Source organism: Marisediminicola sp. LYQ85, from assembly GCF_046600695.1.
In the GTDB taxonomy this organism is placed as follows: Bacteria; Actinomycetota; Actinomycetes; order Actinomycetales; family Microbacteriaceae; genus Marisediminicola.
Map to the genome: position 1 here is coordinate 450510 of NZ_JBKIWO010000002.1, position 14301 is coordinate 464810.

Annotated in this window: 18 protein-coding genes; 6 read left to right on the forward strand and 12 right to left on the reverse strand. The window is 67.3% G+C overall.

The genetic code is table 11. The features are described from left to right. Positions 1–17: 17 nt before the first annotated feature. Complete coding sequence (locus ACLHG5_RS10485; protein ID WP_411318734.1) at positions 18–662, reverse strand: TetR/AcrR family transcriptional regulator; 645 nt, start codon at positions 660–662, stop codon at positions 18–20. A 66-nt stretch (positions 663–728) separates the two neighbouring features. On the opposite strand from ACLHG5_RS10485, the gene ACLHG5_RS10490 reads away from it, so the two are divergent. Then, positions 729–1214 (forward strand): VanZ family protein, encoded by a 486-nt coding sequence (locus tag ACLHG5_RS10490; RefSeq protein WP_411318735.1) that lies wholly within the window; start codon positions 729–731, stop codon positions 1212–1214. 5 nt (positions 1215–1219) lie between these two features. Here ACLHG5_RS10490 and ACLHG5_RS10495 read toward each other — a convergent pair whose 3' ends face one another. From ACLHG5_RS10495 to ACLHG5_RS10505, 3 genes are read right to left on the reverse strand one after another with little or no spacing between them, the layout of a single operon-like run. Next, positions 1220–1642 carry a GNAT family N-acetyltransferase gene (locus ACLHG5_RS10495; RefSeq protein WP_411318736.1) on the reverse strand — a complete coding sequence of 141 codons (423 nt, stop codon included), beginning with the start codon at positions 1640–1642 and terminating at the stop codon, positions 1220–1222. After that, complete coding sequence (locus ACLHG5_RS10500) at positions 1639–2172, reverse strand: cysteine hydrolase family protein (protein ID WP_411318737.1); 534 nt, start codon at positions 2170–2172, stop codon at positions 1639–1641. The genes ACLHG5_RS10495 and ACLHG5_RS10500 overlap by 4 nt, the downstream gene beginning before the upstream one ends. 37 nt (positions 2173–2209) lie before the next feature. Continuing rightward, positions 2210–2797: an NAD(P)H-dependent oxidoreductase gene (locus ACLHG5_RS10505; protein ID WP_411318738.1), complete on the reverse strand. Its 588-nt coding sequence runs from the start codon at positions 2795–2797 to the stop codon at positions 2210–2212. A gap of 87 nt (positions 2798–2884) precedes the next feature. Between ACLHG5_RS10505 and ACLHG5_RS10510 the strand changes: the two genes are divergently transcribed. Beyond that, a complete protein-coding gene (locus ACLHG5_RS10510; protein ID WP_411318740.1) occupies positions 2885–3370 on the forward strand; it encodes a tetratricopeptide repeat protein in 486 nt (161 codons plus the stop codon). A 98-nt stretch (positions 3371–3468) separates the two neighbouring features. Here the strand turns inward: ACLHG5_RS10510 and ACLHG5_RS10515 are convergent, their stop codons facing one another. The 5 genes from ACLHG5_RS10515 to ACLHG5_RS10535 all read right to left on the reverse strand — a co-directional run bounded on the left by ACLHG5_RS10515 (position 3469) and on the right by ACLHG5_RS10535 (position 8015). Continuing rightward, entirely contained in the window at positions 3469–3639 is a 171-nt protein-coding gene (locus ACLHG5_RS10515) for a CsbD family protein (RefSeq protein WP_411316764.1), read from the reverse strand. 105 nt (positions 3640–3744) lie between these two features. Then, a complete protein-coding gene (locus ACLHG5_RS10520; protein WP_411316763.1) occupies positions 3745–5091 on the reverse strand; it encodes an MFS transporter in 1347 nt (448 codons plus the stop codon). Positions 5092–5176: 85 nt separating this feature from the next. Then, a complete protein-coding gene (locus ACLHG5_RS10525; protein ID WP_411318742.1) occupies positions 5177–5950 on the reverse strand; it encodes a FadR/GntR family transcriptional regulator in 774 nt (257 codons plus the stop codon). Positions 5951–6002: 52 nt separating this feature from the next. Next, positions 6003–7376 (reverse strand): NAD(P)H-dependent oxidoreductase, encoded by a 1374-nt coding sequence (locus ACLHG5_RS10530; RefSeq protein ID WP_411316759.1) that lies wholly within the window; start codon positions 7374–7376, stop codon positions 6003–6005. Positions 7377–7529: 153 nt separating this feature from the next. Then, positions 7530–8015 carry a DoxX family protein gene (locus tag ACLHG5_RS10535; RefSeq protein ID WP_411318743.1) on the reverse strand — a complete coding sequence of 162 codons (486 nt, stop codon included), beginning with the start codon at positions 8013–8015 and terminating at the stop codon, positions 7530–7532. Positions 8016–8096: 81 nt separating this feature from the next. Between ACLHG5_RS10535 and ACLHG5_RS10540 the strand changes: the two genes are divergently transcribed. Continuing rightward, positions 8097–8747, forward strand: a complete 651-nt coding sequence (locus ACLHG5_RS10540; protein ID WP_411318745.1) for a MerR family transcriptional regulator — start codon at positions 8097–8099, stop codon at positions 8745–8747. A gap of 53 nt (positions 8748–8800) precedes the next feature. Here ACLHG5_RS10540 and ACLHG5_RS10545 read toward each other — a convergent pair whose 3' ends face one another. Beyond that, positions 8801–9256, reverse strand: a complete 456-nt coding sequence (locus tag ACLHG5_RS10545; RefSeq protein WP_411318746.1) for an SRPBCC family protein — start codon at positions 9254–9256, stop codon at positions 8801–8803. Between the two features lie 160 nt (positions 9257–9416). Continuing rightward, positions 9417–9761: a winged helix-turn-helix transcriptional regulator gene (locus ACLHG5_RS10550; RefSeq protein WP_411318748.1), complete on the reverse strand. Its 345-nt coding sequence runs from the start codon at positions 9759–9761 to the stop codon at positions 9417–9419. A gap of 78 nt (positions 9762–9839) precedes the next feature. Between ACLHG5_RS10550 and ACLHG5_RS10555 the strand changes: the two genes are divergently transcribed. The 3 genes from ACLHG5_RS10555 to ACLHG5_RS10565 all read left to right on the forward strand — a co-directional run bounded on the left by ACLHG5_RS10555 (position 9840) and on the right by ACLHG5_RS10565 (position 12984). Beyond that, positions 9840–10493 (forward strand): FMN-dependent NADH-azoreductase, encoded by a 654-nt coding sequence (locus ACLHG5_RS10555; RefSeq protein ID WP_411318749.1) that lies wholly within the window; start codon positions 9840–9842, stop codon positions 10491–10493. Between the two features lie 118 nt (positions 10494–10611). Next, entirely contained in the window at positions 10612–11880 is a 1269-nt protein-coding gene (locus ACLHG5_RS10560; RefSeq protein WP_411318751.1) for an MFS transporter, read from the forward strand. Positions 11881–11961: 81 nt separating this feature from the next. Next, a complete protein-coding gene (locus tag ACLHG5_RS10565; RefSeq protein ID WP_411318994.1) occupies positions 11962–12984 on the forward strand; it encodes a LacI family DNA-binding transcriptional regulator in 1023 nt (340 codons plus the stop codon). A gap of 60 nt (positions 12985–13044) precedes the next feature. Here ACLHG5_RS10565 and ACLHG5_RS10570 read toward each other — a convergent pair whose 3' ends face one another. After that, on the reverse strand, positions 13045–14247 hold the full coding sequence (locus ACLHG5_RS10570) for a hypothetical protein (RefSeq protein ID WP_411318752.1): 1203 nt from the start codon (positions 14245–14247) through the stop codon (positions 13045–13047). Positions 14248–14301: the final 54 nt, after the last annotated feature.

A 14301-nucleotide genomic window follows, 5' to 3' on the forward strand; every position in this document is an offset into this window, starting at 1 on the left:
CGGGCGGCGCGAAGACCTCAGCGCGTGACGAGGTCAGCGTCACCGGTCGGTAGCGGGTTGCTCAAGGCGTTGATGATGAACTGGGCGACCGCGTCAGCCCGAGCGACTCCGATGGGCTGGCCGGGATCGCCGTGGCGCAACGCCACCTGCATCACACCGACCATGAGTGCGCGCGTCAGTCCGGGGTCGGTCAGAGGCGCGAACTCGCCGACATCGACACCGGCCTGCACCACGTCGACGATGCTGTCGCCGATCAGGTCGCGAGCCGGGATCACCGCGTCGGTCAGCCGCTCTTGCCCGATGTTTCGTTCTATCGACTGCATCGCGAGGAACGCTCTGGTGCTCTGCGCGAAGTCGACCAGGAGAACCGTGACGATCTCGCGAAGGCGCCGGGAGGGCGCGAGGGACGAGTCCGTCGCTCGACTCGAGACCGCGTCATACACGTCCGCACTCCCGCGCGTGGCCGTCGCGACCAGAAGGGTGAGCGTGTCGGGTGCGTAGTTGTAGACGGCGGTGCGGGCGACACCCGACCGCTCGGACACGTCGCGCATCGAAATGGATTCGAAGGGGCGCTCGAGGATGAGAGCGTCCATCGCATCGAGCAGTTCGTTCCAGACATGAGCCTTGTGCTCGGCGATCGTTCCGGAGCCGATCTTGGGCATTGCTACTCCTCTCTCACTCGCTCGGATGTATTTGACAACACGTCACATACATAATTACATGTTGTCATGAAAGCGCACAAGACGGATGTCGCACTGCAGGCGAGAACGAAGACGGTGGTCATCGCCCTCGGGGTGCTCTACGTCGGCGCCGTGCTCTGGGTGACCCTTCAGCCTGTTCCCTTCGCGACGGAGGGCGCCGAACCGCGGCTGAGCATTCTCACCCCGGAGGCGTGGACGAGTGCGTCGTCGTGGACCGCCGGGAGACCCCTCGAGGTCGCGCTCAACGTGCTGATGTTCATCCCCGTCGGCGTGGCGACAGGACTCCTGTGCCGCGGTTCGGCTCGCTTGACGCTTCCGCTGGCGCTGACCCTGGCGATCGAACTGGCGCAGATTCCGCTGGATCGCATCTCGCACCCTCGCGACCTTCTCGCCAACGCGATCGGCGGACTACTCGGCGTCGCTTTGGCTAGTCGCTCTCGACCGTGGCGGCAAGAACGGAAGCAGACCACGCCGCGCGCCACGCTCGAATTCGGGAAACAGAGCCCGGACTGAGACGGTCAGTTCGTGACGAGGTGCATGCCGGTGCGCGCCGGTGCCACGTCGACGAAGCCGCGAGACTCGTAGAGCCGCCGGCCGGGAGGGTCTGCCGTGAGGGTGACGTAGGCGCCCGCCGGAACCTCGGCGTGAATCTGCTCGAGGAGCGAGTCGAGGATGGCCGAACCGATGCCGCGACCCTGGTGCTCGGGGAGCGTGGCCATGTCGGCCACGAGAAAGTACCAGGCACCGTCGCCCACGAGACGCCCCATCGCCACGACGTCGCCCGAGGCGTCGACCACGTGCCGGAATGCCCACGACCCGGTGATCGCGGCAGAGCCCTGCTCGGCGGTCTTGACCGAGAGCCCGCTCTCCCGTCGCAGCCGCACGTAGTCGTCCGTCGAGGGCGCACCGTCGACGAGGCGGTACCCCGCTGCGAGCGTCACAGCACCACCTCCGCATGCGTCGCGGTGCCGAACTGTAGACCCGGGTAGCGGAGGCCCCGGAAATACATGTTCGTGTGGGCGACGATCTGCTGCGCGGAGATCGTCGTGCCGTCGTGCTCGGCGTCGACCGTCGTGTGGGCGTCGGACACGAGCGTGACATCGAACCCCCGAGCCGCGGCCGCTTGCGTGGTCGTGCGGATGCAGAAATCGCTCTGCGCCCCGGCGACGACGAGGCGGGTCACCTCCCGCTCGGCGAGCACGTCGGCGAGGTCGGTGTCGGCGAACGAGTCTCGGTAGGTCTTGCGCACGAGCGGCTCGTCGGGCCGCCGTTGCAGTGGAGGCGCGAGCATCCACCCCTCGCTTTCTTCGGGGAAGTCCGCGTGGTCCTGCACCCAGATGACGGGAACATCGTTCTCGCGAGCGCGATCGACGAGTGCCGCGGTGCGATTCACGACGCCAGAAGCGTCGACACAGTCGGCGACGACGCCGACCTGTAGGTCGATCACGAGCAGCGCGGTGGAGGAGGGCATACAGCGATCCTTGCACTCCGAGCCGGCCGGCGAGACGTCAGCCCCGGATGGCGCGGGCGACCGTGTCGACGGCGCCGTCGACGAGCGCCCGGCGGGCCTGCGCGTCGTCCTGCTCCGACTCGTAGACGAAGACGGAGGAGCCGCGATTCGCCCCGCAATAGTCGACGATGCCGTGCTCGATCTGGTTGCGGATGGCCTGCTCGTAGCCGTGTCGCTCGTAGGTCTCGGCGGCGTCACCGGCGACGAAGAGGAGGTGGACCGTGAGTCCACTCAGTTTGCGGCGGGTTCCCTCGGTGGGATCGATCTCGAAAGCCCACCCGTTGATGAACACGCGGTCGACCCAGCCTTTGAGGAGCGCCGGCATCGACCACCAGTAGACGGGGAAGACCAAGACGACATGGTCGGCATCATCGAGGCGGCGCTGTTCGCGGGCGACGTCGTCGGGGAGTTCCCCGTCGCCGCGATACCTGTCCCGGTCTGCCGGGCCGAAACGCGGATCGAAGCCTTCCGCGGCGAGGTCGGCCACGACCACTGTGCGCTGCCCCAGCGCGGTCTCGAGTTGTCGGGCGATGCTCGCGGTGAGCGAATCCTGGTGGGGGTGGGCGGTGACGATGAGGGTGTTCACACTGACACTCAAGGCGCCGGGGCCCGCCGCCTATTCCGCAGCGCCCACCACCGCTCGGCGTCGTCGCGCGGGCAATAGCCTGGATCGATGAGCTCCGACGACTGGCAACACCGCGTTGACGCGCTGTGGGCTGACGACACCATGGACGACCAGCAGCGGGTCATCCGAATGCGGGCCCTCGCGGATGACGCACCGCACCCTGCCCTCGCCGAGTTCGAGCTCGGCGGCGCATTCGACTCCGCCGGGCGCGAAGCCGAGGCACATGTGCACTACGCCGCCGCAACCGCAGCCGGACTCGACACGGTGGACGCCGACCGAGCGGCACGGATGATCGTGCAGCACGCGTCGACGCTGCGAAACCTCGGCCGAATCGACGAGGCGATCGCGATGCTCAGCACGGCACCCGAGCACCCCGCTACCGGGGCCGCCCCGCGAGTGTTTCTCGCACTCGCCCTGCACAGCGCGGGTCGTCGCGACGAGGCGCTCCGCGTGGCGATCGAGGCCATCGAACCGACCCTCCCGCGCTACAACCGTTCCGTGCGCGCTTACGCGGAGGCGCTCACCGCGCGCTGAGTCGGCTCGAGCCCGGAGTCGGCGATCGGCAGGCATCTGCGACAACGACGAAGGCGGCGCCCCCGAGGGGACGCCGCCTCCGCGCTGATCGAAGCGGTCTACTTGAAGGCGTCCTTGACGTCTTCGCCGGCCTTCTTGACGGAGGCCGCAGACTGGTCCTTCTGGCCTTCGGCCTTCAGGTCTTCATCGTTGCGGTGTTCGCCGACGGCTTCCTTCACCTTGCCGGTGAGATCCTGTGCGGCGTTCTTGATCTTGTCATCGAGTCCCATAGTTACCTCCTTTGACGGACATGTGCGACAGACACTATTCCTCGAAGCGGTGAGGAGCGAGAAGACGGGTTCCGCCCTTTCGCAACGCGGCTTAAGGGGCGAACGTCACCCCTTGAACGTGCCGGCGATGATCGCTTCGGTCTCGGCGCGCTGCTTCTTCCCCCAGGTCTCGCGGGTTAGGAGAGCACCCACGAGTCCGATGACTCCGCAGCCCATGTAGACGAGCGCGACGCCGCCGAACCCGAGCGGCACGGCCACCGCGGCCGCGATAAGAGGAATGAACCCGGAGATCGCCGCCGAGAATTGGTATCCGAGCGACGCTCCCGAGGTGCGGGTGCTCGTGGGGAACAGTTCGGAAAACCACGCACCCTGAGTTCCCGCGAGCATGTCGTGGATGATCGTCAGGCCGAAGATGTAGGCGAACACGATCAGTGCCGCGCTCCCCGTGTTGACGAGCCCGAATAGCGGGAACCCGAAAGCGATGAGGAGGACGGTCCCGACGATGTAGACGGGCTTGCGCCCCACCCTGTCACCGAGCGCACCCCAGAGAATTGTCGCCCCCACTCCGAGCGCCGCGGCGATCACCAAACCGGTCAGGGCGACAGCGCGGTCGGCTATCGGCTCCTCCCCCGCACTGATGTAGGAGATCAAATAGGTGACGATCACGTAGAACCCGCCGGATTCGGCCAGTCGCAGGGAGATGGTGCGCAAAACGTTGCGCCAGTCGCTCTTGAGCACCGAGATGATCGGGTTCTTCTCGAGCTCCCCCGCCGCTTTGGCTTCTTCAAACTCAGGCGATTCGCTCACCTTCAGACGAATGACGATGCCCGCGACGATGAGCACGGCACTGAGGAGGAAAGGCAGTCGCCAAGCCAACTCGCTGTCGAGCCCGACCGTGGCCAGGAAGACCAGGTTGGCGAGCAGGAGGCCGAGTGGAACTCCCGCCTGGGGGATACCCGTGTAGCGCCCGCGCTGCTTCCACGGCGCGTGCTCGAAGGTCATGAGGATCGCCCCACCCCACTCGGCACCGAACGCGAGCCCCTGGATGATGCGAATGGCCGTGAGCAGGATGGGCGCCAGCACTCCCACCTGGCTGTACGTCGGCAGTACACCGATCAGTACTGTCGCGAACCCCATGATGAGGAGAGCACCCACTAGCACCGGTTTGCGCCCGTACTTGTCGCCGAGGTACCCGCCGATGATCCCCCCAAGCGGTCGCATCGCGAACCCAATTCCGAAGGTGAGGAATCCGAGCAACACCCCGACCACGGGGTCGTCGGCGTTGAAGAAGGCATCACCGAAGTAGAGCGCGGCAGCGGTGCCGTATGCCAAGAAGTCGTAGTTCTCGATCGTCGTGCCGACGGCACTTCCGATCGCCGTCTTGCGCTTGTCGGGGGAACCGTTGCGCGCACGTTCCGCCAGCTGGCGGTCGGCCACGGGGTGGGTTGTCATGATTTATCTCCTTTGATAATTGGCGAGTTTCGCCCGCAGGGGTGGCACGCCGTCGAAGGAGTCCCGGGTTCGCCCGGGCCGGAAATCAGTGCCCGGGGTAGGTTCCTCCGACGTTGCCGATCTTGTAGAAGTCGTGAATGTGTTCGCTGACGAGTCGAGCGGCGCCTGCGGCGTCTTTGTCGGTGATGGCCTGCAGGATGCCTCGATGCTCCTGCCGCACGGTCACGGCCGTGCGTCGCCAGTCATCGAGCCGGTCGTATGCCTCGATCATCTGTCGGTGGATGGCGACCCTCAGTGAGCCCATGAGATGAGCGGTGAGGGTGTTCCCGGTGGATTCCGCGATCGTGACGTGGAAGGCGGTGTCGAGGCGGTTGAATTCGTGGGCCTCGATGCCGGGTGCCTCCATGTCGTCGAGGATGCTTGCCAGCCGGGTGTGGTCGATGTCGGTCGATCTATAGGCCGCCTCCGAGCACGACCATGTCTCGAGCGCCACCCGAGTGTCGAGCACGTCGGTCGAGTCGAAGTGTCCGAGAGCGAGTTGCAGCTTGAGCAGGTTGACAAACCCGGGCCCCGGCGCACTGAGCAGCACAGCGCCGCCATCCACCCCGCCCCCGCGACGGATATCCACCACTCCGAGCGCCTCGAGCACCCGGAGCGATTCGCGCAGCGACGGACGTGACACACCCAGCAGCAGTGCCAGATCGCGTTCGCTCGGCAAACGGTCGCCGGCCTTCAGGCGTCCGTCGAGGATGCGCTCCTCGATCTGTGACATGACCTGTTCGTAGGTACGAACCCGTTGAACGGGCTGCCACCCTTCGGCTGTCGTCACGTTCGATGCACCCCTGAGCCTGATGTTCACGGGGACGCGCCGCCCCGGTTGCGATCATTCTAGGTTCCACGACGGGCGGCGCTCAGGCGGAGACCGCGGCGGCAGAGGAGTGCTCGGCACGGAATTCGTTTTCGAGTTCACGGCGGAACTGCACCGCGAGCTGGCTTTCGTCGAGCTCGACGTCGTTCCACGACACGGTCGTGTCTTTCGGAACGTCACGAATGAGTCGCGCTCCGTGCGCGAGCCCGAGAGGCAACGCCTCGCGTTCGAGCGAGAGGTGTGCTGGGGCGAGTTTGCCGAAGACCGTGTAGCCGCCTTCGCCGTCGAGGGTGTCTCCGGCGCGAAGCGCTTTCTTGGTCGTGGTCACGACATCGCCCCGGAAGCCGGTGGGGCTTCCCGTCGCCTCGTTGCGCAGCACGGCGGCCGCGATGCTGACATTCAGTTCGAGCCCGATCATGTGGTACGGCCGGTACAGAGATCCATAGCGACCCGTGTCGTCGGTGTGCACTCCGTATTCGGCGAAGCACTGGACCGCGTAATCGGTGGTCGCTTCGAAGGTGACGTAGACGCCCCATCGGAGGTTGTCGGGCACCTCGGTGCCGTCGCGGTACATGCTCGACGCGATTTCGACGGTGCCCCGTCGCGTGAGGCTTCCGCCGGCGAGGCGGTTCTCGCGAAAGACTGTCGGAAGGTCCGCCTTGCTCGCCGCGGGGAAGAGCAGGCCTTCCTCCTGGGGGATCAGGCCTGTGCCGTTCGCCACCGCGGCCATCTCGATCGCGGATTTGGTGCCGTCGAGAAACGAGTTGAACATCTTGGGGTTGTAGTCGCCCGATTCGAGTTGCTCGGCGGTGAAGCCGTAGTAGTCCCACACCGTGTCGGGGGTGGAGTAGTTGTACTCGGGCAGGTACTTGGTTCCCTTGCCCGCCGCAACCACATCGAAGCCGACGGTGCGGCACCAGTCGACGAGCTCGCAGATCAGGGCCGGCTGATCGCCGTAGGCCATCGCATAGACGACACCGGCTGCTTCGGCGCGGCGCTGCAGCAGCGGGCCGACCATGCAATCCGCTTCGACGTTGACCATGACCACGTGCTTGCCGTTGTCGATCGCCCGGACCGCGTGATACGTGCCGATGAGCGGGTTGCCGGTGATCTCTAGGATGACCTCGACTTCGGAGCGAGCGATCAACTCGTCTGCGCTTTCGGTCACGAACGTGCTGCCGGTTCGCACTGCTTCGTCGAATGAGCCAGCCGCATACCGCTCCTCCGGCCACCCGGTGCGCTGAAGGGCTCCGCGCGCTTTCGGAATGTCGATGTCGGCGACACCGACGACATGGATGCCTGCCGAGCCGAGCGCCTGGGTGAGGAACATCGAACTGAATTTGCCGGCGCCGATCACACCGACGCGAATCGGCCCGGCGAGCTCTCGCCGAGCTTCCAGCAGTGAGAACAGGTTCATCGAACTACTCCCTTGTAGGTCCAATTGGCCTGATGGTCAGACCATGTAACCAAGAGAATGACGAAGGACGAGCGGTTTGTCAAGAGTCCGCCGACAGAGGCAGCGCAGAGAGGGGCCAGGAGCCGCAAGGCAACACCGACCCCCTGCCGCCCGTCACATCGAAGTGGCAGCGGCAACTCTCGGTCGCCTCGCGCGCGGCATCGCCGTGATGGCGAGCGCCGTGGTGGCCGAGAGGTAGATGGCTTGGATGATTGTGCGCGGCACGAGGGTCTGCGACCACGCGAGGTCGGTCGATGTGAGGGCGAGGCTGACGTTCGCCGGGAACATCGCCACGAGAAGCAGGGAGAGACCGATCGCGGCCCACGGCGTGAGGCGACGCGACGCCATAGCTCCGGCTGCGGCCAGCTCGAGCATTCCCGTGATGGTGACGATGACTTCGGGCAGCGGCAGAACATCGGGGACCATCGCGATCATTGCGTCGCGCATCCCCACGAAGTGACTGACTCCCGCCACCAGGAACATCGCGGCGACACCGACGCGCAGCGAGACGACGACATCCGCCCGACCATGCGGACCACGTAGCGCGGTCACAACGAGAGCGGCACCGGATGCTGCGGCGAGAACTATGAGGGGAACCACGAGCCACCTTCGATCAATTGGATATCTACAGTATCCAGTATTGGGTAGCGGTAGTATCTAATGCAAGCGGAAAGGCGATGGATGCGTATCTCAGAACTCTCGGCGGCGAGCGGCGTCTCTATCCCGACACTCAAGTTCTACTTGCGGAAGGGCATGCTCGAGCGAGGCGACGTGACCTCGCCGACCCGGGCCGACTACGGCTCGGATCATCTCGAGCGGATCGCGCTGATCGGCGCACTGACCTCCGTGCGGGGGTTGCCGATCGCCAGAGTGCGGCAGATCCTCGCGATCGTCGATGGCGCACACGACGACCCGGTCGACGCCATGGGCCGTGCGGTCGCCGCCCTGCCGCCCTACGACAACGAGTCGCAATCGGATGACGACTCCGACGCGCTCGACGCGACCGCTGCCGAGCTTCCCCGAGCCCAGCATGCGGCCCGCGCACTGGGCTTCGCTTTCGACCCCGCGTATCCGGCGACCCGCCAACTCGAGGCGGCACTCGAGGGGCTCGACAACGCGGGCCTGCCATGGAATCCCGACGTCGCGCGGCGATACCGTGATGCGCTCGTCCCCCTGGCTGAAGAGGAGCTCGCGCCGATGGACACCATGACGCCTCACGAATCAGTGAGCTACGCCGTTCTCGGCACGGCGCTATACGAGCCGGTCATTCTCGCCATCCGGCGGCTGGCCCACCGAGATCGGGTCGTCGACCACCCGACAGGCCAGGCCTGACTCGGGTTTACTGATCCGACCGGAGACTTTCCGGAACGGCGATCCCGACGAATCTAGGCTGCGAGGGCGGGGACGAGTGTGCGCGCGGCGCGGGCCTCGACGCGACGCTTGAGCGCCTGGTTGAACGCGGCGTAGCCGCCCTCGTTGTGGTTCTTGGCGAAGAAACCCTCGAACGGCCGCGTGAGCGACCCCGAGAAGGTCTCGGTGTTGTGCAGGCGGGTCGTTCCGTCGGCCTGCCGCTCGAGCGTGAAGTTGTGCTCGCCGAGGAACAGCCCCGCCGTGAGGATCTTCGCCGACCACTGGAGTTCGTGGCCCGCGGTCACCGCCGTGACGGTCGAGGAGAACCAGAAACCGGGCATGCGCATCTTCAGCGCCGAACCGAGCTCGGGGGCCCCGTCGATACGCGAGAAGTTGCTCCACTCGCCATAAGCGGAGAAGTCGGAGAGCACCTCCCAGACCTCCTCGGGGGTGGCTGCGATGTCGATCGTGGTGGCGAGGACGATGCTCATGGTCGTATCCGTTCTGTGGGTGAAGCGGAGGAGATGGAGTGCACTCGGTGAGCACAAAGCTAGTCTGCATCGCCATTTGGCTAATGTCAATAGCTTTATCTCAAGAGTGTTTCGTGCCGCCCGTGAATGGGCGTGACTCAGTGCGTCTCCTCGCCTCCCGTCAGCACGAACTCGAGGGTTCGCCCAGGTTCGCCGACGCCCACACGCCGAGCTGATCGAGGATCGGCACGAGCCCGCGGCCACTGTCGGTGAGGGCATACGACACCGTCACGGGAGGTCCGCTCACGACCGTTCGCGCCACGAGCCCGGTGTGAGCGAGCTCGCCGAGCCGATCGGAGAGCACGGTGTCACTGATCCCCCCGACTGATCGCCGCAGTGTCGCGAACGAGGCGCTTCCCAACCCGAGGGTGGCGATGATCATGCCGTTCCAACGCTTGCCGAGAACACTGAACGCGAGCGTGACGGAGGCATCGCAGAGATGGATGCGTTCGTCGGATTCGCCCATCGCCCCAGTCTACCCGGTGCTACGCTGCACGTAGTCGCTACGGAAAACCTAGTGACTACGTAAAACGAAAGGGATCTCATGTCACTGTTCCGCCTGGATGCCAGCATCCTGCCCGCGACCTCTGTCAGTCACGCACTCGCCGACATCGTCGAGGCGGAGTGGACGACGGCGCACCCGGACTCGGTCGTCACCCGCCGCGACGTCGCCCGCGACCCCGTGCCGGCAACCGCATGGGCCGACGCCGTCACCGGCGGTTTCGTCGACGAGACCCAGCGGTCTGAGTCGCAAGTGGCCGCGCGCGCCCTCGCAACGTCCCTCGCCGACGAGCTCGTCAGCGCCGAAGCACTGCTCTTCGCCGTGCCTCTCTACAACTACGGCGTCTCGCAGCACGTCAAGACCTGGTTCGACCTCGCCTACACGGATTCGCGCATCGACCCCACCGGCACCGCACTGCAGGGCAAGCCCGCGACCCTCGTCACCGTGCTCGGCGGCAACTACGCGCCCGGCACGCCGAAAGAGGGCTGGGATCACTCGACCGCCTGGCTGCGCCGCGTGCTCGAAGACGTCTGGGGTCTCGACCTCCGCGTCGTTCAGCGACCGTTCACGCTCGTCGGAGTGAACCCCGCGCTCGATGCGTTCGCCGACGTGGCGCGCGAGCTGAAAGAGTCGGCCGAGGATGCGGCGCGCACTCACGGTCGCGCGGTGACTGCGTCGCGCGGGAGCGCCGCCTGAGCGGGTCTCGTGCGGGGAGCCGCCGTCTCGCGCAAGGCTCGGCTCCCCTACACTGATCCGACGCCGCAGCGTCGCGACCTCGACGCCGGGTCGCTCCCCTCCGATGACGCGAACTCCCATGACCTCACACCCTCCCCACGATCGCCGCCCCGGCGTCGAGGTTCGCCGTGCCCGCGTCGCCGTCGCGCTGCTCTTCTTGACCAACGGCGCCCTCTTCGCGAACTTCTTGCCGCGGTACCCCGAGGTCATGCGCAACCTCGACCTCACCAACACCGCGTTCGGGCTCGCCGTCGCCGCCTTTCCCCTCGGCGCGCTCATCGCCGGTCTGAGCGCCGGATACCTCGTGCGCCGGTTCCGATCGTCGAGGGTCGCCGTGGCGTCCACCCTGGTCACCGCGGCGGGCATCTTGATCGCTGGGTCGGGCTCGGCCTGGATCACGCTCGCCCTCGGCATGGCCCTCGCCGGCGCCATGGATTCGATCACGGATGTCGCGCAGAACTCCCATGGGCTTCGCGTGCAGCGGCTCTTCCGCCGCTCGATCCTCAACTCCTTCCACGCCATCTGGAGTGTCGGCGCCGTGCTGGGCGGCGTGCTCGGAGCGGGAGCGGCCCAAGCGGGCATCCCCATCCCCCTGCACCTCGCGATCTCCGCGGTGATCTTCGGCGGCATCGCCATGGTCGCCTACCGCTTTCTGCTGCCCGGACCCGAGCCCGCGGATGTCGCGACCGAGGCCCCCTCGGCGGCAGTGGCCGGCTCCCCCGCAGCAACCTCCCCCGCGGCCACCCCGCGACGCCGCACCGGGATGCTCAAATACGCGATCCTCGCCGCGCTCGTCGTCATCGCGTCTGCCGGGGCGATCGTCGAAGACTCGGGCGCCTCCTGGTCGGCGATCTACCTGTCGGGGTCGCTCGGCGCGTCCGCGTTCGTCGCGGGGATCGGATTCGTCGCGCTGCAGGGCATGCAGTTCGTCGGGCGCATCTTCGGCGACCGGCTCGTCGACCGGTTCGGGCAGCGCGCGGTGGCGCGAACGGGCGGCGTCACGGTGTTCGTCGGCATGGGGCTCGCCCTCGGGTTTCCGTCGACCGTCGGCACGATCGTGGGTTTCGGTCTCGCCGGGCTCGGTGTCGCGACCCTCATCCCCGCCGCGATGCAGGCCGCAGACGAGCTCGACGGTTTCCGCCCCGGCACGGCCCTGACCCTCGTGAGCTGGCTGCTCCGTGTCGGCTTCCTCATCTCGCCCCCGATCGTCGGCGCGATCGCCGACGCCGGGTCGCTGCGCCTCGGTCTCACGATCGTGCCGCTCGTCGGCTTGCTCGTCGTGATCTTCGCGCGGGTTCTGCCGCCGAGTGACGCCGTCGCTGAACGCAGACGTGGCAAACTGACCTGACGAAACGGTTCTCGTCTGGGGCTGAATCGAAGCTGCCGCTGCGGCGATCGACCCGGGAGGGAGCAGGTCATGGGCTCGACCATGCACGACGTGGCACGCATCGCAGGCGTCTCGGTGAAGACGGTCTCCAATGTGATCAACCACCACCCTCACGTGCGCACCTTCACGCGCGACCGAGTGCTCGCCGCGATCGACCAGCTCGACTATCGCCCCAACCTGTCTGCTCGCGGCCTCCGGTCCGGTCGCACGGGCATCATCGGGCTCGCGCTCCCTGCACTCAAAGAGAACTACTTCGCCGAACTGGCCGACGCCGTCATCCGAGCGGCCGAACGCCGCGGGCTCGGCGTCGTCGTGGAGCAGACGAGCGGCGACCGCAACAGCGAGCTGCTCGCGGTGTCGGGGGCGGCTCGCCCGAGCTTTCTCGACGGCCTGCTCTTCAGCCCCATCAGTCTCGGCCAGAGCGACGTCGACGCCCTCGAGACCCCGCTGCCGATCGTGCTGCTCGGGGAGCGCATCTTCAACGGGCCGACCGACCACGTGGCGATGCACAACACGAGCGCCGCGCATGCGGCCGTCAAGCACCTCCTCGACATCGGACGCACGCGCATCGCCCTCATCGGCGCCGGCGACCCCGACAGCACCGAGGCCGGCTCGGCGAGCCTGCGACTGCGCGGATACCGCCAGGCGCTCGAACACGCAGGGCTTCCCTACGACACCGAGCTGGTGCGCCGAGCCTCACACTGGAATCGCGCGACCGGGGCCGAGGCCGCGCAGGGGCTGCTCGACGACCGCGTGCGTTTCGACGCCGTGTTCGCCCTCAACGACACCCTCGGCCTCGGGGCCCTCCGCGCGCTCGGTGCGGCGGGAGTCGACATGCCCTCGGATGTCGCGCTCATCGGGTTCGACAACATCGACGAGTCGCGATACTCGGTGCCCTCGATGTCGACGGTCGACCCGGGTCGCGACGAGATCGCCCAGACCGCCGTCGACCTGCTCATCGAGCGCATCGGCGAGAAGGAGACGGCTCTGCCACCGCGCACGATCAAACCCGAGTTCCGGATCGTGCGCCGCGAGTCGACGGGGTTTGCCGACGCGACCGACTGATGCGGTCGAGCGGGGCGTAATCGACCGTGCCGCGCACGGCCCGCCACGCACAGCCCGCCGTCACCGCCGGGTCGGCGACACGGCGGGGCGCTCGGTGGTCGCCGGCGGGTCGCCCGAAACGGCGGCATCGTCGTCTGCAGGTGACTCGCCGTCACCCGGCGACTCCGCGGCAGCGGGTGACTCCGCAGCCGCCGACGCCGTGGCTGCTGCCACAGCGGCGTCGATCCGCTGTTGCACGCGGTCGCGCGACCCGCGCCGCACCCGCACGATGACGACCACCGCTCCGACGACGAGCACGATGAGTGCGAGTTGCGACCACGGGATCGTCCAGACCGTGAACGACGTGAGGGAGTCGGCGAGCGGTTCGGTGACCTCGTCTTGACCGACGGCGATGGGGGTCGCCGCGACGCTTCCCCACATGAACACGGTCGGCCACACGCTCACACGCTGGGAGGCGGTAGCGCTCGTTCCCGGGAGGATCTCCCGCACCTCGGTGGATGTGGTCGCACCGGCGAGACCCGCGGGCCCCGCCAACGCCGCTTCGGCGTTCGCACCCAGACGGATGTTGCCGTCGTTCGCGAGGGCGTAGTCGATCGTCACATGACCGGGGGCGAACGGATTCCACGACGGCTCGTAGGCCGCCGAGACCGCCTGCGGTTCGAGGCTCGGCGCGATGTCGCCGGCCACGCGCACGTGCGCGCGAACGCCAACTCTTGAGGCGATCTGCACATTCGAGTCGTCGCCGGGCACGAACTCGGCGACGATGCCGGCCGGGTGGTCACCCGGGGTGGCATTCTCGGGAGCACGCACCGTCACCGAGACGGCCCGGGATGACGCGGCCGGCACCTCGACGACGGTGCGGCCGCTCTCATCCGCCTTCGCACCCCGGACCTCGAGCTCGATCCAGGTGCCACTGTCGACAGCGGCGTCACCCGACACGACCGTGAAGTTGCCGTCGTCACCGATGGCGCCGTCGCTCGCGAAGAGCGCGAACGACGCGGCTCGGTCGCCGAAATTGGTGAGAACGAGACCGTCGGTCACCGCGGCACCGGGGTCGATGGTGTGGCGCAGCGACACGCGCCCGTCGGCCTCAGCCCCCTCGGCGGGGCGGAGCGCCCACGTGGTCTGTTCGACGGCTGACGCGGCGGCGGGCGGCGCAGCGGCCCATGCCGCCGTCGGGCCGAGAGAGAGGGTGCCGCAGAGAAGGAAGGCGCCGGTCACGACGAGAGCTCGCGCGGCACGGCGGGGGGAGATGTGATTCATGATCCTCGAGAGAGTGACTGAAGCGCGGTCGGCCGGAGGTGTCTCCGACCGACC

Excerpts from the sequence above, each read along its gene's own strand:
- ACLHG5_RS10520 (WP_411316763.1), bottom strand. The coding sequence starts at position 5,091 with ATGACAACCCACCCCGTGGCCGACCGCCAGCTGGCGGAACGTGCGCGC.
- ACLHG5_RS10570 (WP_411318752.1), bottom strand. The coding sequence starts at position 14,247 with ATGAATCACATCTCCCCCCGCCGTGCCGCGCGAGCTCTCGTCGTGACC.
- ACLHG5_RS10555 (WP_411318749.1), top strand. The coding sequence starts at position 9,840 with ATGTCACTGTTCCGCCTGGATGCCAGCATCCTGCCCGCGACCTCTGTC.
- ACLHG5_RS10490 (WP_411318735.1), top strand. The coding sequence starts at position 729 with ATGAAAGCGCACAAGACGGATGTCGCACTGCAGGCGAGAACGAAGACG.
- ACLHG5_RS10565 (WP_411318994.1), top strand. The coding sequence starts at position 11,962 with ATGCACGACGTGGCACGCATCGCAGGCGTCTCGGTGAAGACGGTCTCC.
- ACLHG5_RS10510 (WP_411318740.1), top strand. The coding sequence starts at position 2,885 with ATGAGCTCCGACGACTGGCAACACCGCGTTGACGCGCTGTGGGCTGAC.
- ACLHG5_RS10530 (WP_411316759.1), bottom strand. The coding sequence starts at position 7,376 with ATGAACCTGTTCTCACTGCTGGAAGCTCGGCGAGAGCTCGCCGGGCCG.
- ACLHG5_RS10550 (WP_411318748.1), bottom strand. The coding sequence starts at position 9,761 with ATGGGCGAATCCGACGAACGCATCCATCTCTGCGATGCCTCCGTCACG.
- ACLHG5_RS10545 (WP_411318746.1), bottom strand. The coding sequence starts at position 9,256 with ATGAGCATCGTCCTCGCCACCACGATCGACATCGCAGCCACCCCCGAG.
- ACLHG5_RS10560 (WP_411318751.1), top strand. The coding sequence starts at position 10,612 with ATGACCTCACACCCTCCCCACGATCGCCGCCCCGGCGTCGAGGTTCGC.
- ACLHG5_RS10485 (WP_411318734.1), bottom strand. The coding sequence starts at position 662 with ATGCCCAAGATCGGCTCCGGAACGATCGCCGAGCACAAGGCTCATGTC.
- ACLHG5_RS10500 (WP_411318737.1), bottom strand. The coding sequence starts at position 2,172 with ATGCCCTCCTCCACCGCGCTGCTCGTGATCGACCTACAGGTCGGCGTC.
- ACLHG5_RS10540 (WP_411318745.1), top strand. The coding sequence starts at position 8,097 with ATGCGTATCTCAGAACTCTCGGCGGCGAGCGGCGTCTCTATCCCGACA.
- ACLHG5_RS10515 (WP_411316764.1), bottom strand. The coding sequence starts at position 3,639 with ATGGGACTCGATGACAAGATCAAGAACGCCGCACAGGATCTCACCGGC.